The organism is Candidatus Electrothrix sp. (genome assembly GCF_052785085.1).
The window spans coordinates 48,423-72,559 of sequence record NZ_JALAAI010000003.1 but is presented as its reverse complement, the minus strand read 5'-3'; the positions used below and the strand labels follow the sequence as shown (position 1 = coordinate 72,559).

Annotated in this window: 23 protein-coding genes and 1 other RNA gene; 9 read left to right on the top strand and 15 right to left on the bottom strand. The window is 45.8% G+C overall.

All coding sequences use genetic code 11. The features are described 5' to 3' along the window. Positions 1–83: 83 nt before the first annotated feature. Both L2082_RS01085 and L2082_RS01080 read right to left on the bottom strand, forming a co-directional pair. Positions 84–524: a hypothetical protein gene (locus tag L2082_RS01085; RefSeq protein WP_446011362.1), complete on the bottom strand. Its 441-nt coding sequence runs from the start codon at positions 522–524 to the stop codon at positions 84–86. 180 nt (positions 525–704) lie between these two features. Then, positions 705–884 (bottom strand): hypothetical protein, encoded by a 180-nt coding sequence (locus tag L2082_RS01080; RefSeq protein WP_446011361.1) that lies wholly within the window; start codon positions 882–884, stop codon positions 705–707. A gap of 140 nt (positions 885–1,024) precedes the next feature. On the opposite strand from L2082_RS01080, the gene smpB reads away from it, so the two are divergent. From smpB to L2082_RS01065, 3 genes are all read left to right on the top strand, one after another. Beyond that, positions 1,025–1,474 (top strand): SsrA-binding protein SmpB, encoded by a 450-nt coding sequence (smpB, locus tag L2082_RS01075; RefSeq protein ID WP_446011360.1) that lies wholly within the window; start codon positions 1,025–1,027, stop codon positions 1,472–1,474. Between the two features lie 43 nt (positions 1,475–1,517). Next, positions 1,518–1,879, top strand: a transfer-messenger RNA (tmRNA) gene (gene ssrA / locus L2082_RS01070). A gap of 889 nt (positions 1,880–2,768) precedes the next feature. After that, entirely contained in the window at positions 2,769–3,512 is a 744-nt protein-coding gene (locus L2082_RS01065; protein ID WP_446011359.1) for a Fic family protein, read from the top strand. Between the two features lie 142 nt (positions 3,513–3,654). Here the strand turns inward: L2082_RS01065 and L2082_RS01060 are convergent, their stop codons facing one another. Further along, complete coding sequence (locus L2082_RS01060) at positions 3,655–4,482, bottom strand: SDR family NAD(P)-dependent oxidoreductase (RefSeq protein WP_446010120.1); 828 nt, start codon at positions 4,480–4,482, stop codon at positions 3,655–3,657. Positions 4,483–4,748: 266 nt separating this feature from the next. Between L2082_RS01060 and secB the strand changes: the two genes are divergently transcribed. Beyond that, positions 4,749–5,216 carry a protein-export chaperone SecB gene (secB, locus tag L2082_RS01055; protein ID WP_446010121.1) on the top strand — a complete coding sequence of 156 codons (468 nt, stop codon included), beginning with the start codon at positions 4,749–4,751 and terminating at the stop codon, positions 5,214–5,216. 163 nt (positions 5,217–5,379) lie between these two features. Here secB and L2082_RS01050 read toward each other — a convergent pair whose 3' ends face one another. The 7 genes from L2082_RS01050 to pilM form a co-directional block, all read right to left on the bottom strand. After that, the gene (locus tag L2082_RS01050; RefSeq protein WP_446010122.1) at positions 5,380–6,411 is read right to left on the bottom strand and encodes a hypothetical protein; all 1,032 of its coding nucleotides are present in this window, start codon (positions 6,409–6,411) and stop codon (positions 5,380–5,382) included. A 57-nt stretch (positions 6,412–6,468) separates the two neighbouring features. After that, positions 6,469–8,397 (bottom strand): hypothetical protein, encoded by a 1,929-nt coding sequence (locus tag L2082_RS01045; RefSeq protein WP_446010123.1) that lies wholly within the window; start codon positions 8,395–8,397, stop codon positions 6,469–6,471. Between the two features lie 148 nt (positions 8,398–8,545). Beyond that, positions 8,546–10,138: a hypothetical protein gene (locus L2082_RS01040; RefSeq protein WP_446010124.1), complete on the bottom strand. Its 1,593-nt coding sequence runs from the start codon at positions 10,136–10,138 to the stop codon at positions 8,546–8,548. A gap of 1 nt (position 10,139) precedes the next feature. Continuing rightward, positions 10,140–10,652: a pilus assembly protein PilP gene (locus L2082_RS01035; protein WP_446011358.1), complete on the bottom strand. Its 513-nt coding sequence runs from the start codon at positions 10,650–10,652 to the stop codon at positions 10,140–10,142. A 28-nt stretch (positions 10,653–10,680) separates the two neighbouring features. Then, complete coding sequence (locus L2082_RS01030) at positions 10,681–11,316, bottom strand: type 4a pilus biogenesis protein PilO (protein ID WP_446008755.1); 636 nt, start codon at positions 11,314–11,316, stop codon at positions 10,681–10,683. A gap of 10 nt (positions 11,317–11,326) precedes the next feature. Next, positions 11,327–11,917 (bottom strand): PilN domain-containing protein, encoded by a 591-nt coding sequence (locus L2082_RS01025; protein WP_446008754.1) that lies wholly within the window; start codon positions 11,915–11,917, stop codon positions 11,327–11,329. A gap of 3 nt (positions 11,918–11,920) precedes the next feature. After that, entirely contained in the window at positions 11,921–12,976 is a 1,056-nt protein-coding gene (pilM, locus tag L2082_RS01020) for a type IV pilus assembly protein PilM (protein WP_446008753.1), read from the bottom strand. A gap of 390 nt (positions 12,977–13,366) precedes the next feature. On the opposite strand from pilM, the gene lepB reads away from it, so the two are divergent. The 3 genes from lepB to L2082_RS01005 all read left to right on the top strand — a co-directional run bounded on the left by lepB (position 13,367) and on the right by L2082_RS01005 (position 16,488). After that, the gene (gene lepB, locus L2082_RS01015; RefSeq protein WP_446008752.1) at positions 13,367–14,062 is read left to right on the top strand and encodes a signal peptidase I; all 696 of its coding nucleotides are present in this window, start codon (positions 13,367–13,369) and stop codon (positions 14,060–14,062) included. 132 nt (positions 14,063–14,194) lie between these two features. Continuing rightward, on the top strand, positions 14,195–15,127 hold the full coding sequence (locus L2082_RS01010; RefSeq protein ID WP_446008751.1) for an aspartate carbamoyltransferase catalytic subunit: 933 nt from the start codon (positions 14,195–14,197) through the stop codon (positions 15,125–15,127). Positions 15,128–15,198: 71 nt separating this feature from the next. Further along, entirely contained in the window at positions 15,199–16,488 is a 1,290-nt protein-coding gene (locus L2082_RS01005; RefSeq protein ID WP_446008750.1) for a dihydroorotase, read from the top strand. A gap of 27 nt (positions 16,489–16,515) precedes the next feature. On the opposite strand, the gene L2082_RS01000 is transcribed toward L2082_RS01005, so the two are convergent. Continuing rightward, entirely contained in the window at positions 16,516–17,691 is a 1,176-nt protein-coding gene (locus tag L2082_RS01000) for an RtcB family protein (protein ID WP_446008749.1), read from the bottom strand. A 94-nt stretch (positions 17,692–17,785) separates the two neighbouring features. Then, positions 17,786–18,664: a DUF1835 domain-containing protein gene (locus L2082_RS00995; protein WP_446008748.1), complete on the bottom strand. Its 879-nt coding sequence runs from the start codon at positions 18,662–18,664 to the stop codon at positions 17,786–17,788. Positions 18,665–18,988: 324 nt separating this feature from the next. On the opposite strand from L2082_RS00995, the gene L2082_RS00990 reads away from it, so the two are divergent. Continuing rightward, positions 18,989–19,348: a c-type cytochrome gene (locus tag L2082_RS00990; RefSeq protein WP_446008747.1), complete on the top strand. Its 360-nt coding sequence runs from the start codon at positions 18,989–18,991 to the stop codon at positions 19,346–19,348. A 133-nt stretch (positions 19,349–19,481) separates the two neighbouring features. On the opposite strand, the gene L2082_RS00985 is transcribed toward L2082_RS00990, so the two are convergent. Further along, a complete protein-coding gene (locus L2082_RS00985) occupies positions 19,482–20,549 on the bottom strand; it encodes a hypothetical protein (RefSeq protein WP_446008746.1) in 1,068 nt (355 codons plus the stop codon). A 1,054-nt stretch (positions 20,550–21,603) separates the two neighbouring features. Between L2082_RS00985 and L2082_RS00980 the strand changes: the two genes are divergently transcribed. Further along, positions 21,604–22,047, top strand: coding sequence for a general glycosylation pathway protein (locus L2082_RS00980; protein ID WP_446008745.1), 444 nt, complete (start codon positions 21,604–21,606; stop codon positions 22,045–22,047). 124 nt (positions 22,048–22,171) lie between these two features. Here L2082_RS00980 and L2082_RS00975 read toward each other — a convergent pair whose 3' ends face one another. Together L2082_RS00975 and L2082_RS00970 are read right to left on the bottom strand one after the other, a co-directional pair. After that, positions 22,172–22,822 carry a bacteriohemerythrin gene (locus L2082_RS00975; protein WP_446008744.1) on the bottom strand — a complete coding sequence of 217 codons (651 nt, stop codon included), beginning with the start codon at positions 22,820–22,822 and terminating at the stop codon, positions 22,172–22,174. 291 nt (positions 22,823–23,113) lie between these two features. Continuing rightward, positions 23,114–24,097, bottom strand: a complete 984-nt coding sequence (locus L2082_RS00970; RefSeq protein WP_446008743.1) for an NAD-dependent epimerase/dehydratase family protein — start codon at positions 24,095–24,097, stop codon at positions 23,114–23,116. Positions 24,098–24,137 lie beyond the last annotated feature (40 nt).

Sequence of the window (24,137 nt, the reverse complement as noted above, 5' to 3'; positions counted from 1 at the left end):
TTATCTATTTTTCGCAACTCTTCTCTGGATAGGTGCATGCGAACTCAGAACGTGGATAGATCTCGTAAAAAACGTTGTGACCCTTAAACTATCGTGATCTTCTTTTTTTGTCCAATCTTTTTTTGTGTGGAATGAGGGGGGGGTGAACGGTTACTGCCCAGGGCATCACTGAAAGTAAAAACTATCCGTCCGGACGGTTCAAGAACCACCTTCAAATCTTCTTTCTTCCAAAGCCGCGACCACCCCACCCCAGGACTCCTGTTGCGCCTGTACAGCTCTTTTGCTGTCCATCCTGCTGCCTTGAGTGCTGTTCTGTGGTCAGCCAGCCAAGCTACGGCCCGTGGGTGCATCTTTTCAATATGCCTCAACCTCTGAATGCTCCGGGTGGATTCCCGGTCACAGGCTACCTGTTGAGGCGGTTGGCAATCATCATGAGGGGGCTGGTCTGATCCGCTCTGAAGGTATGCCAGCAACTCCGGCTTATGCTCTTTGATCAACGTGGCAAGGCGGTTTATTTGCTCCACCTCCAGCTATTCCCGACCCAAAACACCTTAACATCTTGTAATGGTTAAAAACGGTAAAAAATAGATTGCGAAAGCTTTTTGCAAAATACTGATCTCGTAAGAAAAGATCGAAAACGGCTAATTTCTTAAAATCAGTATGACAGAAATGTCTTTCGTAAACTTTTTCCAGTCTTGTTTTCATTATTTCAGCTTGTTAAGTTCATTCAAACCGGGAATCGCTGCTCCACCTCGCCCTTTGCTTTGATTCTCCCTGCCGTTCTCTCCGCACCAGGTTAAATAGTTGGGATACAACCGTTCATCGGAATGCTCATAAAAAACAGCTCCGTCCTCCCGGAATTCTTTTTTTGTACCTATCAGCACCGCTGAATCAGTGTTGTAAAGATTTTTTCATCTGCGCTTCAAACTACCTCTTGCCAAGAATCGGAAAGATGATTACTCTTGAGTACTCTTACAAGGAATTGAGGAAAAAGCGGAATATCTACCAACGATCCTTCTGAACGATGAAGATTGTCTGTAAAAACAAAAAAGCCTTTCATGATTATCATATTGATAAAACCATGGAAGCTGGCATGGTACTGACCGGGCCAGAGGTGAAATCCCTGCGGGCAGGTCGAGCCAATATAAAAGATGGTTATGCCCAGCTCAAGAACGGCGAGGTGTATTTATACAATATCCACATATCGCCCTATGCCTTTGCCGTCCACTCTGTTACTGATCCGCTCCGTGTGCGCAAATTACTTTTGCATAAACGGGAAATAAAAAAGCTGATCGGCAAACTGAATGAAAAAGGGGTTGCGCTTATTCCGCTCAAGATATACTTTATAAATAATGGAAAGGCTAAGATTGAACTTGGCTTGGCTCGTGGTAAGAAGCTCTATGACAAACGAGCTGCGTTAAAAGAAAAACAATCAAAACGTGATGTCCAACGGTCATTGCGGCAACAATATTAAGAAGATTTCCATCTCTCCCTTAAGGAGGGATAACACGAAATATGGGGGTGAAACGGATTCGACGGGGATATGAAAGCTCATCGTTGCATGTCGAGTGCTCTGTCAGCTCGTAAACTTGATGGAATTTTAAATATAATCGCAGACGATTATAATTACGCAGTAGCAGCGTAAGCTGCTTTGCCGCTTTCCCGGTCCGCGCCCGTAAGGCCGGAGTAAAGCGTCGACTCTTCGGGCTGGTCTGACTGATGTGCCTCTCATTGGAAAGACGAGAATCTAACAGGCTGGTATTCAGCAATCCACCGTTCCGGGTGAGAGCTGAATACGAGATTTTTACCCGGAACTAAGCATGTAGATACGTGAGGGGAGTATTTTCGGACCCGGGTTCAACTCCCGGCACCTCCACCATAAGTGAAAAGCCCGCAGCCTGATACGGTTTGCGGGTTTTTTTGTGCCTTCCCTTCTTTTCTTTTTTACAATTATTGCAATGAATTATAGCGGATTTAAGGTGAACTCCCGATAAGCTCTTCCATCATATATGCGGCCTTTGGAAAAACAATTCATTCTCGTACAGAAAAAATCAGGCGATCAATTTTAAAAAGCGGTCGTTCATCTTTTAAAGATCAGCCACTACTTTTTAAAACCGGGGGTTGGATTTTAAAAGAAGAGAGGTCGCCTTTTAAAGGTCAGGTCTCAACTTTTAAAACTCAGGCGGCACCTTTTAAAGGTATGTTCTCATCTTTTCAAGGAGGGCTATGGGAATTAAAAGGTGACGCCTCGCCTTTTAAAGATGGGGCATGGGAATCAAAAGGCGGGCGGCTGGTTTTAAAAAAAGACCGGTCGTCTTGTCATCAGAAGCCAGCGACAAAAAGAAAAGGAGACACATATCTTGAGTAAGAGCGTACAGAATTATTGCAGGAAGCAAACGAGATAAAGAAAGCCCTGTTGACCTGCTCAGGAGAGTAAATCAGAGGCCGCCGGGAAGGTCAGGTCATTAATGGGTTCTGGCGAGCTTGGTGGATTCGGAACACTTGCACACCAGTTGTCTTTAAGATGGGATCCTTTAACTCACACCTCTAACCCGCATGGCTGCGGGGTTTAATTTTCGCGTGTGATACCGGCATGGGTATTTTTTATTGACTTTTTCAGTTCTGCATGTACTTTGATAGTTTGAAATCGTTATTTGTTTTATTTGTGGTCTGTCCCTTATTTACACAATGAATCGTTTAAAACTGTTGGGTCTTGAAGGCTCTGTTGTTTTGACTAAAGATAATGTTGATCGAAAAAGATTACAATAATGAGCAAATACCAGAAGCTTGACAAACTAAAACAAAAACTGGATTCCTTCCGGCCGTTGCCGCCGGAGATTGTTTCCAATCTTCATGAGGATCTGGTGCTTCGCTGGACCTATCATTCAAACGCTATTGAAGGTAATACGCTGACACTGAAAGAAACCAAGGTTGCTCTGGAAGGGATCACTGTTGGCGGGAAAACCATGAAGGAGCATTTTGAAGCTATCAACCATAGGGAAGCCATTTTTTTCGTTGAAGATCTGGTCACTAAAAATGAGCTTCTGTCTGAATGGCAGATTAAAGCGATTCACCAATTGATCCTGAAAAATATTGATGACAAGAATGCGGGTGTCTATAGAAAAACAAATGTCATTATTTCAGGTGCCGATCATGTTCCTCCCGATGCCATGCATGTAGAAAGCGATATGCAACGCTTTATCAATTGGTACCAGACAGATGGTGCGTCTCACCATCCGGTAGAACGAGCCGCTCGTGTTCATGCTGATTTTGTACAAATCCACCCTTTTGTGGATGGCAATGGCAGAACATCACGGCTGCTTATGAATTTGGAACTTATGAAAAACGGGTTCCCACCGGTGGTACTTCCTGTGGAAAAGCGGTTGGAATATTACGAGACTCTGGATACAGCCCATACTAAAAATGATTATGAGCCATTCTTGTCGCTTATTACGGATATTGCGGAATCAGGATTCAGACCTTACTGGCATGCATTGGGGGTAACACCATGAACACCTTTCAGATCAATGAAAAGCGACTTTCTCAAATCCGATGCTGCCACTTCATCGCAGGCCGGGAAAAAATGAGATTTTCATCGTTTGGTCTTCAGTAGTCACGAGACAGTTACACCTTCAGCAACTTCATAAACATGCGCTACAGTATTCCATCGGGCATATCCGGCACCTGGTCGCCTCCCAGCACAAATCCACCATCCATCCGCAGACAGGCTCCGGTCATAAACTCAGCATCACGCACAAGAAAAAGAACAGCGCGTGCAATTTCATCAGGTTGAGCGGTTCTCCCTAAGAGTGTATGTTCGAGAAGCTGTCCTTTCTCGGAATCACTCAGGAGATCCCAACCACGGGTTCCGGGACCGTGTCTGTAGTCCACTAACCCCAACATCAACTCATTCACCCGAATATGCGGAGCCCCAAGCCGAGCCCAGGTCTCTGTCAGTCCCAAAACTCCTCGATTTGCCGCTGCATACCCGTCATTAAAAAGAAGACCAGCTGAGCCAGAGCGCCCGGTAACAGCAGCCATAGAAGAAATATTCACCACAGCCCCTTGCTCAGCCTGGCGCAGCAAGGGAAGGCAATGATCAAAAACCAACCATTTTGCGTGCAAGGTAGTATCCATTTCCAGCTGCCATTGCTCCACGTTCTCCGGGCGTCGATAGCTGCCATGAAGCACAGGCATTCCGCCACGCTCTACATTATTGATCAGTACATGGAGTACACCAAACTCGTCCTCCAGGCATTTTACCATTCGTTCTATACTCTCGGGATTACGGAGATCAGCCTCCAAAGTGAGATGTCCAGCCTTCATTGCAGCAAATTCGGCTTCCATTTCCTGACAAGATTCTGGCCAGTCAAACCAGGGGAGAAAAAGCCGCATTCCTTGCTCAGCTAATTGTCTGGCAATCGCCCTCCCTAGTCCTCGGGTGGCCCCAAGAACCAAAGCATTTTTTCCTCGTACATTCATTGCTCGTTTCTCTGTACCTCCTTCTTCATCCTTCTTGCTTTAACATGGAAGAATGCAGACAGACTTCTGGATCATTTCCACAACAAGAGAAAATTTCTTGAGTTCAAAGAGACTCAATGGTTTAATGCAAGATTTATAATTTCAAGCTATCAACTTGGTCAATGCTACTTGAGTAATCAGAGGCAAAACACACCCGTGTATCATGCCAAATTTACCGCATTTTCCAATTTGATTCCTCACAAGAGAATCCCTAACAAGGAAAAAAAATGACTGAAGAAAAGTTAGAACAGCCCAATACCCCTGTCTTTCGCATGCAAAAGATCTACATAAAGGATCTCTCCTTTGAGAATCCCAATGCACCACAGATATTTCTCCCACAGGGTCAGGAACCTAAAGTAGATTTCAACCTGCAGCTTGGCAATAAAAACATTGATGATGATCATTATGAAGTCACCATCTCTATTACAGCCAAAGTTCTTGATCAAAAAGCTGATGATAATACTACTATGTTTGTTGTCGAACTTGAACATGCTGCAATCTTTCTGCTCAAAAATATTCCAGAAGAGCACATTCAACGTGTTCTGGCAGTGGATTGTCCCTTGATGCTTTTTCCCTTTACCCGTCAGATTGCTTCCCAGCTTTCTGTTGACGGCGGCTTCATGCCTTTTCTTATGGATCCCATCAATTTTGTGGCGCTATACGAAAAAGCCCAACAGCACAAAAAGGATGCATAAAGAAGAGCAAAAAAAAAGCCCGCACAGCTGAACTGTTCGGGCTTTTCGCTCTTCATATTTTACACATTATTTCGAGTGCCGTAGGGGGGCGAACGTGTACGCCCAATTATGGTGCGGGCTGACACACAAGGTCTTACCCTACACTTCCACTCGTCTCCTGTCTTTACGGAAGGCCATAAAGAACAAAGTTATTCATAAGCGCTGTTGTTGCCTTTCGAATTGCGTGCTCAAAAAGGGTATCGTACTGATTATCTGCTAGAACTGATTCAGGTGAAACCCTCACATCCACTCTATTGGTCCATACCACACTTGCGTCGTAGGCACTTTGTACCCATATTCGCATCTGGACAACTGCTTGGTCAACCCGGCCACCGTGTTGAGCCACGTCTGCTAATGCAGCTCCGGCACCGGCCCAAGCTATGGTGTTAGCTCCAGCACCACCACTAATACCAAAAAAGCCGGTTGAACTATCTGGATCCCAAGGATTATTGGCACTGGCTCCAATAAGTGTTCCCCATGTTCCACCAGCAAGAAGATTACTCCAGTTATCATACTGGGCTGAATCAGCAAAACCAAAAGCCATTTTACTTGTACCTTTGACGACAAAAGGCAGAATCCCTCGTCTCCATGGAGCCCATGTATGTTCCTGTCTGGTCCTGAACTCAAGGATTCGGCCTCGAATGATATAATCAGCACCGAATTGTCTGCCAATTTTCACCACATTTTGTGCTGTCAAACCATGAGTTCCAGGCCCATCTGGTCGGGCAGTGTTGCTGCCTACATTCTGTTGCTGCAAATACCCCTGCAATTTTCCCTTCATAACACCAGACCAATCCGGGTCTTGAAGCTCATAGGCAAGAGAGGTCGAACCAGAATCCTCATAGTCTGCAATACTGATTATTTCCTGATCAATCAGATATTGAAAAACATCTTCCTGCACGGCTAGACGAAAACCGTTGATTGTCAGATTATCAGTCAATGACTCTGTAATCAGCATATTTCGGCGAAAAGCCGATGCAATATTATTGCCCTTACTATAGTCGGCAAAAGGCAGGATAACAACGGACATACCTTTACCGTGGGCATGAGGATCCACCTGAGCCGGAACCATCAGGGTTTCAACAGTATTTTTACCGCAACCGGTCACAGCACCGATCAATACTATCCCAATGGATATGTATTTCAGCAGGTTCATACGCTAACTCCTAACTAGAGTGAAAAATAATTAAATCTTGCTTAGGGATTAATGAGACTAAATAATACGGGGCCTGAGTAAAATGATCAATTCACGTTTTGACTTCTGTTTTTCCTCATACCCAAACAAATATTTTAAGTAGGGGATATTTTCTGTGCCAAAAATGAAATCTCCTTCGCTGGCCTCGCTCTCAGAGATAAGCCCACCAACAACAAGCATTGAGCCATTTTTGACCTTTACTGTTGTGCTCATTTCCCGCTTATTGATTATCGGTAACCCAACTTTTCCTTCGCCAACATTAACATATTCAATTGGCTCCAAAAGCTCTGAAGTTATTGGTACCAAATTCATGATGACTTCATCATCTTTTTTGATAACTGCGGATAACGCAAGGCCTATTCCAGAAAGAAGCTGCTCTGTATTAACTGTGAACGTAGTTTTATTATTATCATCAGTAGTAGACTCTATGCTGTCAATAAAGGTAACTTCACGGCCAACCGAAATCAGAGCAGGTTGACCATTCATGACACTTATTTTTGGATTAGAAAGAACCGACGTTTTTCCTTGCTCCTTTAATGCATTGATAAACCTATCAAATGAAAATGCTGAAAGGGTCACACCAGCAGCAGCAACATTAGAAGCTCCACCAGTAATAACAGTGGCTACAGTACTTGCAGCTGTTGAAGCCAAACTCAAAGCATCAGAAATGGTATTTGTATTAGAACTCGAACTGCTACCAGTGTTAGTGACTAAATCAGAAAGTGTCGTTGTCGTATTATCGCTTCCAGTGCTCCCCGTTGTTGTCGTCCCATCATTCCCAGTAGATGATGTACTACCATCAGCACCAGTGAAATTACTCCCGCTACTGGAGGTACTGGTTCGACCAGAACTTCTGGAATTCACTATATCATTGGTATTACTAAACGTACTGGAACGAATATCTTCATTAGTAATTTCATCAGTCGTGTTTTTTCCATAAGATTTTGTTCCTTGTATGCCGCCTCCTGAAAAAGATAAGTTGCTGAGCAAGGTATTCCAATTGATACCAAGTGATGAATTATCCTGCAGCTGAACCTCAATAATTTTTGCTTCAATAATAATTTGCTTGTACAGTTCCCTCTCAAGAGTTTCTAAGTAGTTGGAAATCCTTTCCTGCAAGGATATTGGAGCATGAACTGTTATTAAACCGATAGGTTTATCAATAGTATAGCTTGATTCAGTAGATGATACTCTTCGAGAAACCTGGTCTGTCGGCGACTTTTCTTCGTTCAACTCCTCTTCATTGCTCTCGCTCTCAATTTCCTTGTCAGGTATCGTAATTGTTGCACTCCAGGTCGTTATGAGACTATCAAGATTTTTTTGAATATTCTCCCAGATATCAAAAGTATTTCCTTTACTGTTAATACTAACGTCACTTCCAAAAGAATTTCCACCGATTGCTGCGTTATACTCCTGTTTAACAAACGGCATAGCAATATGATATTGCTTTGTCTTACGGTACTTGATAACAAGCGTTGATCCCTGTATTTCATGATAATAATCTAACTGACGCAATATATTATCAATGGCCTCATAAAAATTATCTTCAGCAGTGACATCAATATCCACAACAAGATCCTGATTCACATCACTGGCCCAGCTCAATCCCATTTTTTTATTCCTTACCAGAGCCTTCATCGCCTCTCGTAAGGTTATGGGTTCATGAGTTGTAATGTCTGCGCCGACCTTAAGCTCAAATTCATCAGAAGCCTCGCTATCAAGCATAGCATTTGCTTCATCATCATTAATTATATATCCTGCTTGTTGAAAACGCTGAGGTAATAACGAAGGCTCTATTATTGTGCGTTGCTTCCTTTCAGAAGCTGCCAGGCGAGCAGGCTCTTGTTTTTCGGTTTCCGACTTTTTGCCAACGCATGAACAAAGAAAAAGCGCAGCTGCTGTTACCGCAAAAACACTATGCAATAATCGAGTATTGCTTTTCATCATATCTTCCTTAAGAGTAATCAGTTATTACTGTTAGACTTTATACTTTATATGAAAGTACTGGCTGCCCCTGTTGAGTTCCTGACCTGACTTTCATTCCTTGCTGTTCCGCTCCCCAGAGGGCAAAAAAACATTCAATTAAATATTGAACTTACTTCGTATTGGTTTTGCTCAGAATAAATTTTTTCAGATCAGGGGGAACCCTGAATCCAGAATGAAGAATCGATTTATACTTCTTACGGGCCGCTCCATAATCTCCCACAGAATCATAGATACGGGCCTGCGCAACCATAGAGTTTAAACTCTGCCCATAGAGTTCCTCCTGCTTTTTCAACAAACGTAAGGCAGCTTCATACTGTTTTTGCCGTTCACTAAAGGCAGCATAACTCATTAAGGCTTCTCTGCTTGGCTTTCCAGTATTAACACTTTGATCAAAATATTGCTGTGCCTGCCGGTATTCTTCCATATTGGCATAACCAATGGCTGCATTCAAAGCAGCAGCACTATTTTTTTTATCTGCCTCAAGTGCTTTTTTAGCAAAAAAAACAGCCTTTGCGTTCTGATTGAGCTGGGCAAGATATATTGTGGCAATTTTATTGGCAAGCTTAGAGTTTTCCGGCCAATTATTAAGCGCTCGCTCATAAAATCGAATAGCTGTTTCTAAATCGCCTTTTTTTTCAGCTGCTCTTCCCTGAGCAATTAATTTTTTCGCTTCTAATCTCTCGGGAGGAATATTTTTTTCCTGTTTTATAACAATAGTTTCGTGAGAAATTATATCGTCGTTAATTTCAATAGAGAGTGTATCCTCTTCCCGTTCCGGCCAAACAAATTCCTGATTTTTCGGATAAATAACCAGAGTGTTATCTCGCTCCATTTTGTCAAGATCCTTAAGATTCAAAATAATATCAAGAGCGAATCGCCAAGAAACATCATTTAATGCAAGGGTTAAACTTCCAGAAACTCCTTCAGCAATTATTATATTTTTACCAGTAATCTCCCGGAGCATTCTGAAAACATTATGGAGATCAATTTTGTAAAAATCCACACTGATCGTCTCGTTTTCTCCAAGAGAGCCAAGAGGTGGTGGTCCTTCAGCTCCTGAGTCTGGTTGTTTCTTATCAGGCTCACTTCCCTCAGAAACAGAAGGGAGCACCTCAATATCAGGTAAATGCCGGTCAATGGTCCCTTGTTCAGCATTCTCTTGGCTGGAAGTGGTATCTTGAGCTGCAGAATCTGAGGGTTTGGGATCTTTTTCTGGTACTGCCTGTTGCTCAGTAAAAAAATCTTCCAACGTAAGGACTAAATTATTTTGGACCCAATCTACCTGATAACTGTACTTTTTGGGCAAGATAAACTCAATACGTACAAGTTCAGGAGATACATCCTTAATGATCTTGCTTGCCACCTCTACCCCGTATGAATCTGGAGATAAAACAAGTTCAGTGCCAGATGGTATTGTAGCATCTGCAACATCAATAATAATTTTTGAGGGGTTTGTTAACGCAATAGGAATATAATCAGTCTCCTCACTGCAATGAACTGATATATTAAGATTTTTACCGGAAGGAGTGGCACTGAGACCAGTAACCAAGGTCTTTACATTAGTTTTTTCATTACTGGGTTCCTCTCCCACTGCTAATCCTGGAAGGCTGACCAACAGCAAAGAAAAAATTACTGCACATAAAAAACAGCAGGAACCATATCTTTTTCCTTGCTGGATATCTGCCGATAAAAAATGAGACATGTTAGTTATCTCCCTCTTTCTTCAAGCGCATTACTATTTCCTTTGTAACAACCCGGCCTGTCGTTGTCTTATAAGTTTCTGTTATTTCAACTTGTTCATCACCTATTCGATTAATGGTCCCATATCGACCAATCGGCATATTTTCATCAAGGCGATAACCTTTACCAGTAACATCCTCTGCCATAGCAATATTTCTATTCCCTATCTTAAACACAGCAACCAATTTAAGTTGTCCTGGTTCAAAAAGCTGCATTCCAGTTAATGGTTCTCCACTGCCCTCATTTATTGGTGTGTCATCAAGCTCATCTCTACTATTGTCTTTTGAAAGAAAAGGAAGAAAGGGGTCTGGTCTGTCTCCAAACTGATAATTAAATTTATCAACTTCCCGTACTGATTCTTCTAGTCCGGCCTGCCCGCCTTCGCCAATAATATCGCTTTCTGTGGCCCAGCTTGAACTATCCAATAAAAGCATTACCAAGAACAGCATGAGTATCGTAACGAAATATCTTCTCATAACTCGCCTCCTTGGCCTCCTTTTCTGCTCATTTTTTCTTCTTTTTCTTTTGTGCACTACGTTCTTCAGCACTTGTTAAACGATAAGTCAGCAAGTTACATGAGGAACTCAACAGCATCTCACCCTCTACTTTTTTAGGCGATCCCATGGTAATATTTTGAACAGTGACGATACGTTCAAGTTTACTCACCTGGTCAAGAAAATAACCAACGTTATGGTAAGGCCCACGAACATTAATACTTATAGGAATCTCTGCATAGAATTCTTTCGGCGTTTCGCTGCCTGGGGTGAATGAATAAAAATCAAGCCCGGAACTTGTACCATGGTCAGAAATATCTGTCAAAAGCTTAGGTATCTCTTTGATCTTTGGAAGAGAAATAGAGATCTCATCAAATCGTTTCTCTATTTCAGCACGTTCTGCCTCATGTTGCTCTAAGTTATCAGCCGCTTTTTTAGCTTTATCAACATCTGCCTGCAACGAGACTCTCTTTGTCTCTAACTCTTTTATCTCTGCTATTTTGGGTGATAAAATAAAAAAATAGAAACCTGCGAGCAATGCAATCACCACCACAACAGGAAGAGCTATCTTGATTTTTTGATCAAGAGGAATGTATTTTCCTGTAATAAAAGCATCAAACTTTGACTTTGTCGTTTCCGAGGCCATAATTTATTTGTTATTTCTTACTGTTGTCCTTAGAAGCCTCATTATCTGCTTCTGGGAGAGCAACAGAACAGGTCAGAGAAAATTGCTTCAAATTTCTTCCCCCGTACTTTTTCAGGGAAGACCTTCCTAACGTTACATTACTAAAGTAGGACGAGGACGAATCTTTTAATGCATCAAGATAATCTGCTATGGTGCGGTTATCCAAAGCTATACCACTCAATTTTAAACTATTGGTGTCTTGAGAAACACTTGTTAACCACATTCGCTCATGGGGCGTTAATCGGGCAACCTCATCTAAAATCCGTACTGTCAGCTGTGACTTCTTTTTCAGCTGATTGACCACCCCAATCCGTTGTTCGAAAAGTTTTTTCTTCTTTTCCAGCTCGTTAATCAAATCAAGCGTCTTTTGCAACTCTTTTTTCCGCACTGTCAGATCTTTAATATCTCTCTCCAGGCCGCTGACTTTTGTAGTAAGAAAACCGGTCGCAAGCAACAAAACAATAAGTGTTACAATAATAACAACGCCACTCAGCGCAAGTTGCCTTAACGCCTGTGTCTTCTGCTTCATCTGCCGCACGGGCAGGAGATTAATCCGGATCATATCTTAAAATTCCGCTGGTCGAATCGCCAACCCGGCTGCTATTGACATTTCAGGAGCTACGGCTTCAACGTATGCCATATCAATCTTCTTTGCATTGACTTTCATTCCTTCAAACGGGTTAAAAGGAACGACTTCAAGTCCGGTTTCACTGGCAAGATAGCGTTTGAGTCCTCGAACCTTAGAACCACCGCCACTGAGGACAAGAAATGAAAGTGGCTTTTTAGGGTTATTATTGCTGTATAGATCAATAGCCTTTTTTATTTCCAACACCCATCGGGTACAAATCTGAGTAAAAATTTCATGAAGTTCTTCCTGATGCTCTTCCTCTGCTTCAACCCTGCCTGTCTTTATGTGTTCAGCCTCTTCATAATCAATATCAAGAGTATTGGCAATTTCTTGACTCAAGTCATCACTGCCCATAACCACATCACGGGCAAGTACGGAAGCATCGTCGGCAATAATATTAATATTTAGTCTGGACGCTCCAATATCAATCAGACAAACATTCTTGTTCCCTCCTGATACTGTTGTCCAAATATTTTCCAAGGCAAAACCATCAACGTCCACCAAGGCAGGCACGAGTTTTTGAGCTTCAAGCATTGAGCGGTAATCGTCAATAACCTCTTTTTTAGCTGCAACCAGGATCACTTCACTGCGGTCAAACTCATCCTCGCCTGCTTTGAGCACCTGAAAATCTAAATATACTTCACTAATATCAAAAGGTATATACTGCTCAGCCTCTTCATTAAGGCGCTCTGCAAGTTCCTCCTCGTTCTCCATTTCAATATTAATTTTTTTGACAATAACCGAGTAACCGGAGATTGACAGCCCAACCCGTTCATTCTTTTTTATTTTGAGATTCTTACATAATTCGGCAATAGCAGTCCCGACAACATCAGCATCCTGCAACACGCCGTCTTCGACAGCTCCAGGCGAGATCGCAGCACTGCCAAGCGCAATAAGCTCATAGCCGTCTTTGCCAGCCTTTCGAATCTGACAGATTTTTACCGCATGGGAGCCAATATCAATCCCTACGACAAATTTTTCTTTCTTTGCCATGCTGTTTCTTTTCTCTTATTATGAACGGCCACCAACCAGAAGCAGGAAAGTACTGCAACACACAAAATAACTGCTTACTAAAAATTCAAACGTATAAACATAATAGGTCATAAAAAAAAGAAAATGTCAAGAAAAGCATTTCTTTTTTGAGAAATTAATGAACAGAAAAAACGTCTCTTTTGTTTTTAGGAGATTTCTTCAAGTGAAATATCATGAAAAAATAAACAATTAAATATAGATGGCTTCCTAAAAAATAATTGGTGCTTGAATTTATTTTTTTTTTCGTCTATTTAACAATCATTTTATCCATTCACTCGTCACCCTTAATAGAATTTTGCATATTCTGCGCTTTAAAAAAGCTTAACCACCTATTTTAGGATAGAAAATAAAATGAAAGACAAACAAGCAAAGCAATGCAACCAAGTAAAAAAACAGAAGTCCGCTACACGTGAATACCTTGAAGCCATTGTAATTGCTATACTTCTGGCTCTTTTTATACGAACCTTTATTGTTCAGGCCTTTAAGATTCCATCCGGATCTATGTTACCGACTCTGCTCATTGGTGATCATATTTTAGTCAGTAAATTTATCTACGGAATAAAAATGCCCTTCACGGGCAAGGTGCTGATACCGATCAGTGATCCCAAGCCTAACGATATTGTGGTATTCAAGTTCCCGAAAAATCCTAAACTAGATTATATCAAAAGAGTCATCGCTACGGAAGGTGATACCGTAGAAATAAGAAATAAAAAAATATTCATCAATAACCGTCCCTTTGAGGATTTACACGGTGTATTTACCGATAATAGAATAAATCCTGTGTCGGTAGATCCACGTCGGGATAATTTTGGTCCGGTTACAGTGCCTGAAGGACATATCTTTGTCATGGGAGATAATCGCGACAACTCGTCAGATGCCAGGTTTTGGGGTTTTGATAATAAAGGTGTTTTTCAAGGAGTTAGTCTTGAAGCGGTTCGTGGTAAGGCGTTCATTATTTATTGGTCATGGGATGTCAAACAACCTCTGCTTTCCTGGGATCGTTTATCTTCTGTCCGTTGGAGCAGAATTGGCGATATCCTTGATTAACATATTTATTATCATCAGACCTGTTTTTCTCTTGCCATCCCTGAACGATTATTGCAAAGATACGCAGGAGAGCTTCAACGGGCAGCGCGCCTGCGCAGCCCGTAGATTGATATTACTCCAACTGTTTTGATTATGGCTACCGGCTATTTTTTTTCACATCGACATATCCTTGATATAGAACATCTCTCAGCTGATGATATTGATTATATTATCACCACAGCAGAATCCTTTAAAGAAATTTCAGCCCGCCCCATAAAAAAGGTTCCCACCCTCCGGGGCAACACGATCATCAATCTTTTTTTCGAGCCCTCCACCCGCACCCGCCTTTCCTTTGAGATAGCTGCCAAGCGGATGAGTGCGGACACCTTTAATATCTCCGCCTCCACCAGCTCCGCGACCAAGGGGGAAACTTTGATTGATACGGCCCGCAATATCTCGGCCATGAACCCGGATATAATCATCCTGCGTCACTCGTTTTCCGGTGCGCCCCATATGCTCAGTCAATACGTGGATGCAGCGGTCATCAATGCGGGCGATGGCACACATGAGCACCCCTCGCAGGGCCTGCTGGATATGATGACGGTGCGTGAGCACAAGAAAAAGCTGCATAGTTTAAAGATCGCCATCATCGGTGATATTCTTCACAGCAGGGTGGCTCATTCCGATATTCTTGGTTTCCTTCGTATGGGTTCAGAGGTTTTTGTTTATGGGCCGGGAACGCTTATCCCACCAGGATTGGAAGAGCTGGGCGTCACAGTCTGCTCCAGCATGAAAGAGGCTGTACAGGATGCCGATGTGGTCATGACCCTGCGTATTCAGAAGGAGCGCCAGAACGACCCGCTGCTTCCCTCCTTCCGTGAGTACGCATCAAAATACGGTGTCACAGCCGAGGTAGCCTCCTGGGCCCGCCCGGACGCCCTGATTATGCATCCAGGCCCAATCAATCGAGGTGTCGAACTCATGCCCGATGTGGCAGACGGCACGCAGTCGGTCATTCTTGATCAGGTGACCAACGGGGTTGCAGTACGAATGGCCCTCCTGTACCTGGTCTCGGGAAACAGCTAACAGCCAGCTTACAGCTTTCGCCCCTCCCCTTAGGGAAGGGCAAAAAGGATGAATCTCATTGAGGTATAGATATGCCAGCTCCCTTGCTGATAAAAAACGGACGAATCATAGATCCTGCAAACTCCTTTGATGATGTGCGTGATCTCCTCATTGTGGACGGACGCATTGCTGACCCTGCAACAAACATTCCCTCGGATGTTCAGGAGGTGGATGCCAGTGGCTGTTGGGTGATTCCTGGCCTCATTGATATGCATGTACATCTCCGGGAACCAGGTGAAGAGTACAAGGAAGACATCCTTTCCGGTACCAAGGCCGCAGCAGCTGGTGGATTTACTGCGGTGGCCTGCATGCCCAACACCAAACCGGTGAACGACAGTCGGGCCGTAACCTCCTTAATTCTTTCTCAGGCAACACACGCTGATGCACGGGTCTACCCAGTTGCGGCAATCAGTAAAAACAGTCAGGGTTCTGCGCTGACAGAGTTCGGTGAGTTACGGGCAACCGGTGCAGTGGCTGTGAGCGATGATGGCCTGCCCGTCCGTGATAGCCAGCTCATGCGGCGGGCCCTTGAATATGCCGATGACCACGACCTGCTGGTGATATCCCACAGTGAGGAACCCAGCCTGAGCAACGGGGTCATGAATGAGGGCATCGTCTCCACCCGGCTCGGCCTCAAAGGCATTCCCAATGCTGCTGAGTCCATCATGGTGTACCGGGATATCGCCTTGGCCGAGTGCCTTGGTAAGCGAATACACATCGCCCATGTGAGCACAGCCATGAGCACAGATCTTATTCGTTCAGCTAAGGCAAGGGGCGTTCGGGTCACGGCAGAGACTGCCCCCCATTACTTCACCCTCACGGATGAGGCCGTGGTCGGCTACAACACCAATGCCAAGATGAACCCTCCCTTGCGTACAGAGCAGGATCGTCAGGCCATCCGGCAAGGCCTGGCCGACGGCACCTTTGATGCCATTGCCACCGACCATGCCCCCCATTCCATCCTGGAAAAAGAGGTGGAGTTTGATCGGGCCATGAACGGCATCATCGGGCTGGAGACCTCCCTGCCCCTTTCCCTGGCCCTGGTCCGGGAGGGTGTACTTGATGAGAACAAGCTGGTTGAGCTGCTGTCAGTGAATCCGGCCCGGATACTGGGGGTGGAGGGCGGCACTCTCAGTGCAGGGGCAAGGGCTGATGTCACAATAGTCAACCCGGACCTCCAATATACCTACACCGAGGAGCAGGTGGTGTCCAAAAGCAAGAATTCACCCTTTCTCGACGTAGGGGCGACCGGCCGATCGTCCTTACAAGGTCGGGCCGTGTACACCATTATGGGCGGGCGGATAACCCATCGTCTGGCGTAGGGGCGACCGGCCGGTCGCCCCTACAGGTTACCCCTTAATCACCGCCAGGGGTCGTAGCTCCACCTGAATATCAACCAGATCCTGCTGATTCTCCATAACCTGGGAGATATCCTTGTAGGCCCCAGGTGCCTCATCCAGATCCTTGGTATTCCGTATCCCGTGAATCACCCCGACGGCAGCAAGCCGCTCCTGCTCCGCAGCAAGGTCAAGTTCCCGCTGGGCCTGCTTGCGTCCCATCCTGCGGCCAGCTCCGTGTGAGCAGGACATAAAGCTCTCTGACTCCCCCTTCCCCTTAACGATGTAACTGGCTGTGCCCTGACTGCCAGGGATAATCCCCAACTGGTCAGCAGCAGCCTTGGTAGCTCCTTTGCGGTGGATCATCACATTCTTCTTAAAATGATGCTCCATTGCTGCGTAGTTATGAGCGATATTGATCATGTCTGCAAAGTCAACCTCACCCGCCACCTCAGCAAAGGCTTCCTGCATCCGCTGCATCATCAGGCGTCGATTTGCCAGGGCAAAGTCAACACAGTACTGCATCTCCAGCAGATAATCCTGGCCCTTGCGACCATCCAGGGGCAGAAAGGCCAGCTGCCATTTCTCCGGTACCGAGGTATGCCACTTCCGGTTCAGAGCAATAGCCAGCTTGTTGTAATGATGCGCCACCTTATAGCCGAGATTACGGCTTCCCGAGTGGATCATCAGCCAGATATGACCATCACTCCCCTGCTGGATCTCCAGGAAGTGATTCCCTCCTCCCAAGGTACCCAGCTGTTTTAATGCGGCCTTATATTCCTCTCGCACGACCCTGAGTTCATCAAGCCCACCTTCTCCTGTGTCCTCGGGCATGAAGGATGCATCCTGGGCCTTTTTATGGTGCTTGAAGCCAACAGGTATGCTCTTGCGAACCATACCCATGATCTTCTTCAGGGTATCCTGTTCAATCTCTTGCAGAGAAGTCTGGACTGCGCACATGCCGCAGCCTATGTCCACCCCTACTGCATTGGGAATGACCACGCCCTCAGTAGCTAAAACACCACCAATGGGCATACCATAGCCCTGGTGTGCATCGGGCATAAGGGCGATATGGCGAAAGGCAAAGGGCAGATTGGCAAGATGCCTTGCCTGGTCCAAGGCGCCCGCTTCCAGATCATCAAGCCAGAGCTTAATGGGTTTCTTTTCCGTGGTGATAACGTTCTTCATAGGACTCCGTTGTCGATAAAACTCGTGTCTTTCATGTTTTGTAGTCCCGCCCTGGATGGGCGGGATGGTACATGGATGGTACATGGATGGTACATCAGAGGGGATACAAACGAAACTGCCTGAGATCAGCTATCCCCTCCCATTGGGGGAGACGTGCCTGCGGGCCTTGAATCCGCACCAAGGGTGGTTCCTGTTCAGCCAGCTCATTAATCTTTTGCCAAAGGGTGATATCACCCCAGTACTGCGGTGGTGTCTCGCGGTCAGCAACAAAGGCAAAGACCCTTTCCGGCCTGTCGCAGCCGGATTGAATGGCCTCTAAGGCAAGGCGAGACAAACGACCCAGGCCTGTTGCACTGTCCGGCTCTTCCTCTAACCAACGCTGGACAGCAGCAGGAACCCAGGGTAAAGGCGCCTCCTTGCGGGCTGCAAGCCGTGCAAAGGCCTCCCGATCCTGAAGGGCAAAGGCATGATCAACTTGCCCGGCAAAGAGAAACTGCTCCTCTGTGACTGGTTGACGATCTGCATAACAGGAGGCAAGTTGCTCAGACGAGAGTTGGCCCAGCCCATTATAGGGCTCAATTCCAGGAAAGGCATCAATACAGAGCAAAGCAACGTCCTTTTTCCCCAGGAGATGCAGACAGCTGAGGACATGACAGAGCATGGCCTGATCAAACAGGCAGGCATCAAACCAGAGCACCACTGATCCATACGGCGAATCCGGCTGAACAAGCTCTTTGAGTTGAGCATACTGGTCTTGCAAGACCGCCAGTACGTAATCCTCAGCCAGTCCTCCGTCAGTGGTCTCAGAGAGGAAACAAGCACGGGCCTCCAGGATCTCCTCATCCGGCCACCCTGGCTTCCTTGGCCCATCATAGAGGATATCATGCCAAACAATGACCTCACCTGAAACACCGCTTTTTGCAAGGCTCTCACCAGACATGTCGCCACTGCTGATATGTAAAGTAGTTTTCATTTTAGGGATATGTGAAGGATTGCATAAAGGTCGCTGCGATCAAGCCCTGAACAGCACAGCCGGGCGTCCAAAGCCGCCGGGGCAGTATCCTGCCAGATAGGATTATTTCTCAATAAATACAGATTGCTCGCTTAAACAATCGTATCATTTTTCTCTTGACTATACAGTACTCGCTTGTGATATTATCAGATTCATGGAAGGATCGGCATCCGCAGAACCTTCCATGAATGTAAGAGCCACCCAGAGAACCTGATACGTACTGATGGGTTCGTTACGGTTACAGGTGGCAATACACGTTTTTTATTTCAACAAAGGAGGAGTATTGTGAGAACATCTGTTATCAGCATTGCCGCCGCATGTATATTGGTTGCCGGGTCCGCTTTTGCAAGTGAGGAAATTGCAGGGGAATTTGACTGCATGGGATGTCATTCCGTAAAAGAAGATAAAGCGTTGCCTGATAAGTATGGCCCCTATTTTACTGATATTGCAAATGAGTACAAGGAAAAGGGCGACAAAGCTGTCTCTTTACTGGAAAACTCAATCCTTCGCGGCAGCAAGCACAAATGGGATCGCCCTGTGGATATGCAGCCACGGTCGGAAAACGGAAAGACCATAGACCAGGAGAATGCGAAAAAGATGGCCGAATGGATCATGTCTCTGGCAGGGAAAGATTCCGCAGAGTAAATTATACCCCTCCAAGGTACCGACCAGGTGTGAATAAGTATGGGGGCAGGATCTGCCTGTCCTCATACTTGTTCCAGTTCCTCAACCCTGCTTCAGCACATTCCCGCTCTTCGGCCTATCCCACCCTGCAACCTTAGGCACCTGCCTGCACATTCAGAATATCCACCATCCTGCCACTGTAGTTTGTCCTGACCAGTTCCTCCAGACCAGCAGCGTTTTGCACATTGACCTCTAACCCGCTCAGGCCGGAACCGGCAAGATCGGGCAGGATGTACGGTCCGTTACCGTTCACAGTCACGGTATCGGCCTGTACGCCGTTGGCCTGCATGTCAAGAAGACTGAGACGCAGCTCGCCGGAACGACTGTCCAGTACCGCCTGAATCCGCACCTGAGCACTCTCCGCCTCAAGATCGCCGCCACTCACCGTGACCAGGGGATTCCTGTTTGCTCCGCTGAGGATGCCGTCTCCATTGCCCAGGGTTACGGCCAGGGGCGTACGCAACGGACGACCATAGGTACCGGTGCGCAGGCTGCCGTGCTCGGTATAATGGGTCATAACCGACACCTGGTACTCGTTGTTCCATGGGTCATTCTGGGCCGGGATATCCGGTATCACCTGGACCTCGCTGTTGCTGATTGATCCGAAACGGGTCTGCGCAACCTTGCCGTTCCGGGTACCTTCAATGACACAGCCGGTATCGGCTTCATCAGGATCAAAGAATAAATCAGTCCCTGTCAAGCGGAGCAAGCCCTGGGGATTGAGTACATTATCAAGCCGAAGCACTGTGTCCTGGGCACCGGCTATCACAGGTGCCTTCTGGATCGGTGCCAGACGCTCCAGTTGCACCTTCTGCTGCACTTCCTCCACAAAGGCCCTGGCCGCATAGACCTTCACTCGAACGCACTCTTCTGCCGGCGGCAAGGGAGCATCCGGCGCGTCCAGACGGGCGGACAGAGTGAGATGATAGGTAAAGCTGTTTTCCAGAGAGACCTGTTTACCGTTGATCAGCATTTCCATAACCTTCTCGTCCCGGGCCCGGAGGATCGAATCCACCAGATCTGTGCTCCAGAGCGGATTTTCCCGGGAAATCTCCTCGGCCAGTTCTTTGTACCCGATAGTGTCCCTGGGAATAACCTGTGGCTTGTATGAGCGCGGGGTGGTCAGGGCATTTATATACGGTCGCCATTGTACGGTTGACATAGCTGTTCTCCGGTAGAGGTTTAATCTGTTGTAGATCCGCTGAAATTACTTTGATTTCCAAGATTAAAACCGCTCTCGGTCTTTGTCAAGCAAAAAATCAGGCAGCCTCGAAAACATGATGCCCTGAAACCCGATCCTACGTTCGGACCAGGCCCGATCATACGATCCGGCTTTGCCCGATCATGTGATCCGGTTCGTCCCGATCGTACGATCCGGGCAATCAAGCATTCTGGTCAGCAAGGGATGACTCCTCTGTGGAAGATGTGGAAGAAAGGAATGCCGCAATGTCCTGAGATTTAGTCAGCAACCATCCAAGACCACAAAGAGCAAGGATAATAAATACGGCTATAGGATTCTTGATACTTGCAAGGAGAGTATTCATAATTTGTCAGGGAGGTAGGTCACTTGTTTACCGCTTGGGATCAGTACGGAAATGATAGAGCCTGCACCGTAGAATGAGGGCGGGAGATTGTCAAGGGGAATGTCTGGGGGATAGAGAGCCATTGCAATGCCTGTCAGCGCATCAAAAGCACCCAAAAGGTTTGAATGGTGTATACTCGGATGCGCAGGAACTGTAGCTACCCATTGAATGGTATACGGATCGACCTGGATATCACATAAAAATAATTAATTTTGTTGCTAAAATCTGATTTATCATTTACAGTGTAAAGTAGCTTCAGGTTCTGATTCCTTCCTTCTCCATGCAATCCTGCACACTGCCGTAACATATTCCCCCCAAAATGAAAAAAACGACTGGAAGCAATACTCGTCGACCAACCACAAGTATGTCCAATGTAAAAAAAGGTGTGCACCTTATGCGCATAAACAAAAAACAAACAGAACATGCCTTGGAAAAAGCAGCAAAAATGATATGCACCATGAAGCTTGGAGCCTGTCCTCTGCAAGAGGACAATTTTTCCGGTTGCTCAAGTAATTGCCATATACACATTCTTCCCTGGCAATGCTGGAGGTCTCATTTACTCAGTATAAGTGAGAAGTAGCTCGTGGCACCCGTGCCCCTCTCGTCACTAACACTTACAGTTTTGGGTAATCTATGAGTAAATTAAAATTACTTCCTAGTAAAATCGGCCAGGTAATGTTCGCTCTGATCAGTTTATTTCTTAGCCTGATCAGTCTCGCAATGATTACTTTTGCCATTATCAATATTCATACCTCAATCAATGATAAGACATTATTTACAAAAGCTCTTCTTGACGCAGTCGGTTTTATTGTCATAGGTATGGCAGTTTTCGATGTCTCTAAATTCTTGCTGGAAGAAGAAGTTATAAAAAGCCATGAGGAAATAACGCCCGCGACAGAGAAAGCAATGTTGTCAAAATTTCTCGTTATTATAGCTATTGCTGTGAGCTTGGAAGCCTTAGTATTTATCTTTAATGCAGGAAAAGAAGATATTGCTCTGCTCATTTATCCGGCGTTTTTATTAGTTACTGTCAGCTTATTAATAATCAGTCTGGGGCTGTATCATAAGATGACTTAAGCTGATTACTTCCTTTACCTGGGTGCGTGCGTAGCGCAGGACCCGGTATTGCTTTCCCGAATCCTTGATTCGCACCTTCTCTTAAGCGGCCATTCGGGGAGCATCAACGCCCCCCTCTTACTCATCAGCCCTCCAGCATATCCTTCCACTTCAGGTCTTCACTCACCACATGCTTTGTAATCACATTAATCAGAAGAAAACTGAGCAACTCATATGGGGTTGCCTCTTCCGCACGGATATCGTCAACCAGGGACATAGTCTGATCCATAAGCTTCTGATGTGTCGCTTTATGTTGAGGAGCTACTTCCGGGAGCATCTTGATCAAAAACTTCTCTTCATCCCTGAAATGCCTCTGGATATCCCGTAATAGCTTAACCAGGGTCTTTTCGTAATCAAGCTCCTGCTCATCATCTATGATCGCACCTATAATCCTGTTTGCTTCACTGACGAGAAACTTATGCTGCTCATCTATGAGCTTGTCCCCACAGTGAAAGGAGGAACGCCAGACAATGGTTCCTAACTTCTTCAGCTCCTTATGCTCCTCTTCCTTTTCCGCCCTTGCCAGAGCCTTCTGACGCCTGTAGAGGTATCGTTGGCTCGAAACAACCACACTGCTCACAATAAACAAACCACCGCTGAACATACCGAGTGCATTACGTAACAGGACAAAGGTGAACACGCCTGCCCCCATGTACAAGCCTGGAATTGATTCATAAAGCCAATTAGGTTTATACCAGTCACGTTGAGCCTCAATAATATGACGAAGAAGAGCCATAACGTTAAAGGCCTCCATTTATGTGTTAATATGTTATTAATAAGGACGCTGCACAGAACAACAGTCTCTTTATACAACAGGATATCTGTTTTTTTTCCGATGAGTCAAGGGAATAATCATCTTGTAACAATTGATCCTCCTGAGAATCGTTGGCAACATCAACGCTTCTTCAGAGAAAGAGGGAAGTAAAAACAAACGTAATAAAGTGGATGCAAGGAGGGGTGCAGGGGGGCTGTCTCTTCAGGGCAAGAAGGCGAAAAAGAGACAGCCATGAGGGAAAGCAGAAGCAGCCTAGATATACCCCTCAGCCCGGTACCACTCCCCGGTCCGTTTCAACCCCTCATCCAGATCAATCTTGGGAGCATAGCCCAAATCCCGTTTGGCCTTACTGATATCAAAGGCCCGATTCTGGCGGAACCAATCCACCCGACGAGGGAAGATGGGCGGCGTAATCTTAAAGGGCTTGCAGACCTTTTCACAGATATGACCAGCCACCACCAGAGGCATAATGGGATAATGGGGCACCTTGACATCCACGCCCAATGCCTTGCCGGTCTTACGGACCAGGGTCTCAATGGAGACATACTCTTCGTCAGCAATCAGATAGGCCTCGCCCACGCCCTTGCCCGGTTCCATAGCCAGCATCAGAGCATCCACCAGGTTATCAATGTACAGGGGGTGATACAGGGTCTTCCCTGAGCCAAACATGGGAAACGTCCCCTTAGTAACCCGTTTAAAGATCATCTGGAAGCGCTCAGGATCACCAGGGCCATAGATAGCCGCTGGCCGTATGATGATGGTATCCATCCCCTTTTTGCAGTACTCGTTCACCACAGGCTCAGCATCATACTTGGTCTGCTGGTAATAATCCCCTGGCTGGATAGGCGCATCCTCGGCTGCGGGTGGATTATCCACATTGCCATGCACACCACAGGTGGAGCAGTAAACGAATTTCTGCACCTTATGGGCCAGGGCTGCATCCAATACCACCTTGGTACCGCCCACATTGACTTCATCATAATAGCTATTGGGCACATCCAGTTCCCGAAAGGCCGCTGCAAGATGCTGGACCATGTCCACACCTTCCATACATTCTTCAACAACAGCCCGGTTCGTCACCGAGCCGATAACCACCTTGGCGCCCCAGGAACGAATCTCATCGGTTTTTAATCCTTCCTGATAATCCAGACTCACGACATCATGCCCTTCATCAATCAACCGTTTGACCAAGGCCTTGCCAGTAAAGCCGGTGCCGCCTGTTACAAGTACTTTCATGTTTTACATCCTTAAATATTGTATGAAACCGCTTTATAGC

Bases quoted from the DNA above. Each gene is read 5' to 3' on its own strand.
- L2082_RS00975 (WP_446008744.1), bottom strand. From the start codon at position 22,822: ATGGCTCTTCTTCGTCATATTATTGAGGCTCAACGTGACTGGTATAAA.
- L2082_RS01035 (WP_446011358.1), bottom strand. From the start codon at position 10,652: ATGAGAAGATATTTCGTTACGATACTCATGCTGTTCTTGGTAATGCTT.
- L2082_RS00985 (WP_446008746.1), bottom strand. From the start codon at position 20,549: ATGTCAACCGTACAATGGCGACCGTATATAAATGCCCTGACCACCCCG.
- L2082_RS01045 (WP_446010123.1), bottom strand. From the start codon at position 8,397: ATGATGAAAAGCAATACTCGATTATTGCATAGTGTTTTTGCGGTAACA.
- L2082_RS00995 (WP_446008748.1), bottom strand. From the start codon at position 18,664: ATGAAAACTACTTTACATATCAGCAGTGGCGACATGTCTGGTGAGAGC.
- L2082_RS01005 (WP_446008750.1), top strand. From the start codon at position 15,199: ATGCCAGCTCCCTTGCTGATAAAAAACGGACGAATCATAGATCCTGCA.
- L2082_RS01060 (WP_446010120.1), bottom strand. From the start codon at position 4,482: ATGAATGTACGAGGAAAAAATGCTTTGGTTCTTGGGGCCACCCGAGGA.
- secB (WP_446010121.1), top strand. From the start codon at position 4,749: ATGACTGAAGAAAAGTTAGAACAGCCCAATACCCCTGTCTTTCGCATG.
- L2082_RS01000 (WP_446008749.1), bottom strand. From the start codon at position 17,691: ATGAAGAACGTTATCACCACGGAAAAGAAACCCATTAAGCTCTGGCTT.
- L2082_RS01040 (WP_446010124.1), bottom strand. From the start codon at position 10,138: ATGTCTCATTTTTTATCGGCAGATATCCAGCAAGGAAAAAGATATGGT.
- smpB (WP_446011360.1), top strand. From the start codon at position 1,025: ATGAAGATTGTCTGTAAAAACAAAAAAGCCTTTCATGATTATCATATT.
- lepB (WP_446008752.1), top strand. From the start codon at position 13,367: ATGAAAGACAAACAAGCAAAGCAATGCAACCAAGTAAAAAAACAGAAG.
- L2082_RS01030 (WP_446008755.1), bottom strand. From the start codon at position 11,316: ATGGCCTCGGAAACGACAAAGTCAAAGTTTGATGCTTTTATTACAGGA.
- L2082_RS01025 (WP_446008754.1), bottom strand. From the start codon at position 11,917: ATGATCCGGATTAATCTCCTGCCCGTGCGGCAGATGAAGCAGAAGACA.
- L2082_RS00980 (WP_446008745.1), top strand. From the start codon at position 21,604: ATGAGTAAATTAAAATTACTTCCTAGTAAAATCGGCCAGGTAATGTTC.
- pilM (WP_446008753.1), bottom strand. From the start codon at position 12,976: ATGGCAAAGAAAGAAAAATTTGTCGTAGGGATTGATATTGGCTCCCAT.
- L2082_RS00970 (WP_446008743.1), bottom strand. From the start codon at position 24,097: ATGAAAGTACTTGTAACAGGCGGCACCGGCTTTACTGGCAAGGCCTTG.
- L2082_RS01050 (WP_446010122.1), bottom strand. From the start codon at position 6,411: ATGAACCTGCTGAAATACATATCCATTGGGATAGTATTGATCGGTGCT.
- L2082_RS01065 (WP_446011359.1), top strand. From the start codon at position 2,769: ATGAGCAAATACCAGAAGCTTGACAAACTAAAACAAAAACTGGATTCC.
- L2082_RS01010 (WP_446008751.1), top strand. From the start codon at position 14,195: ATGGCTACCGGCTATTTTTTTTCACATCGACATATCCTTGATATAGAA.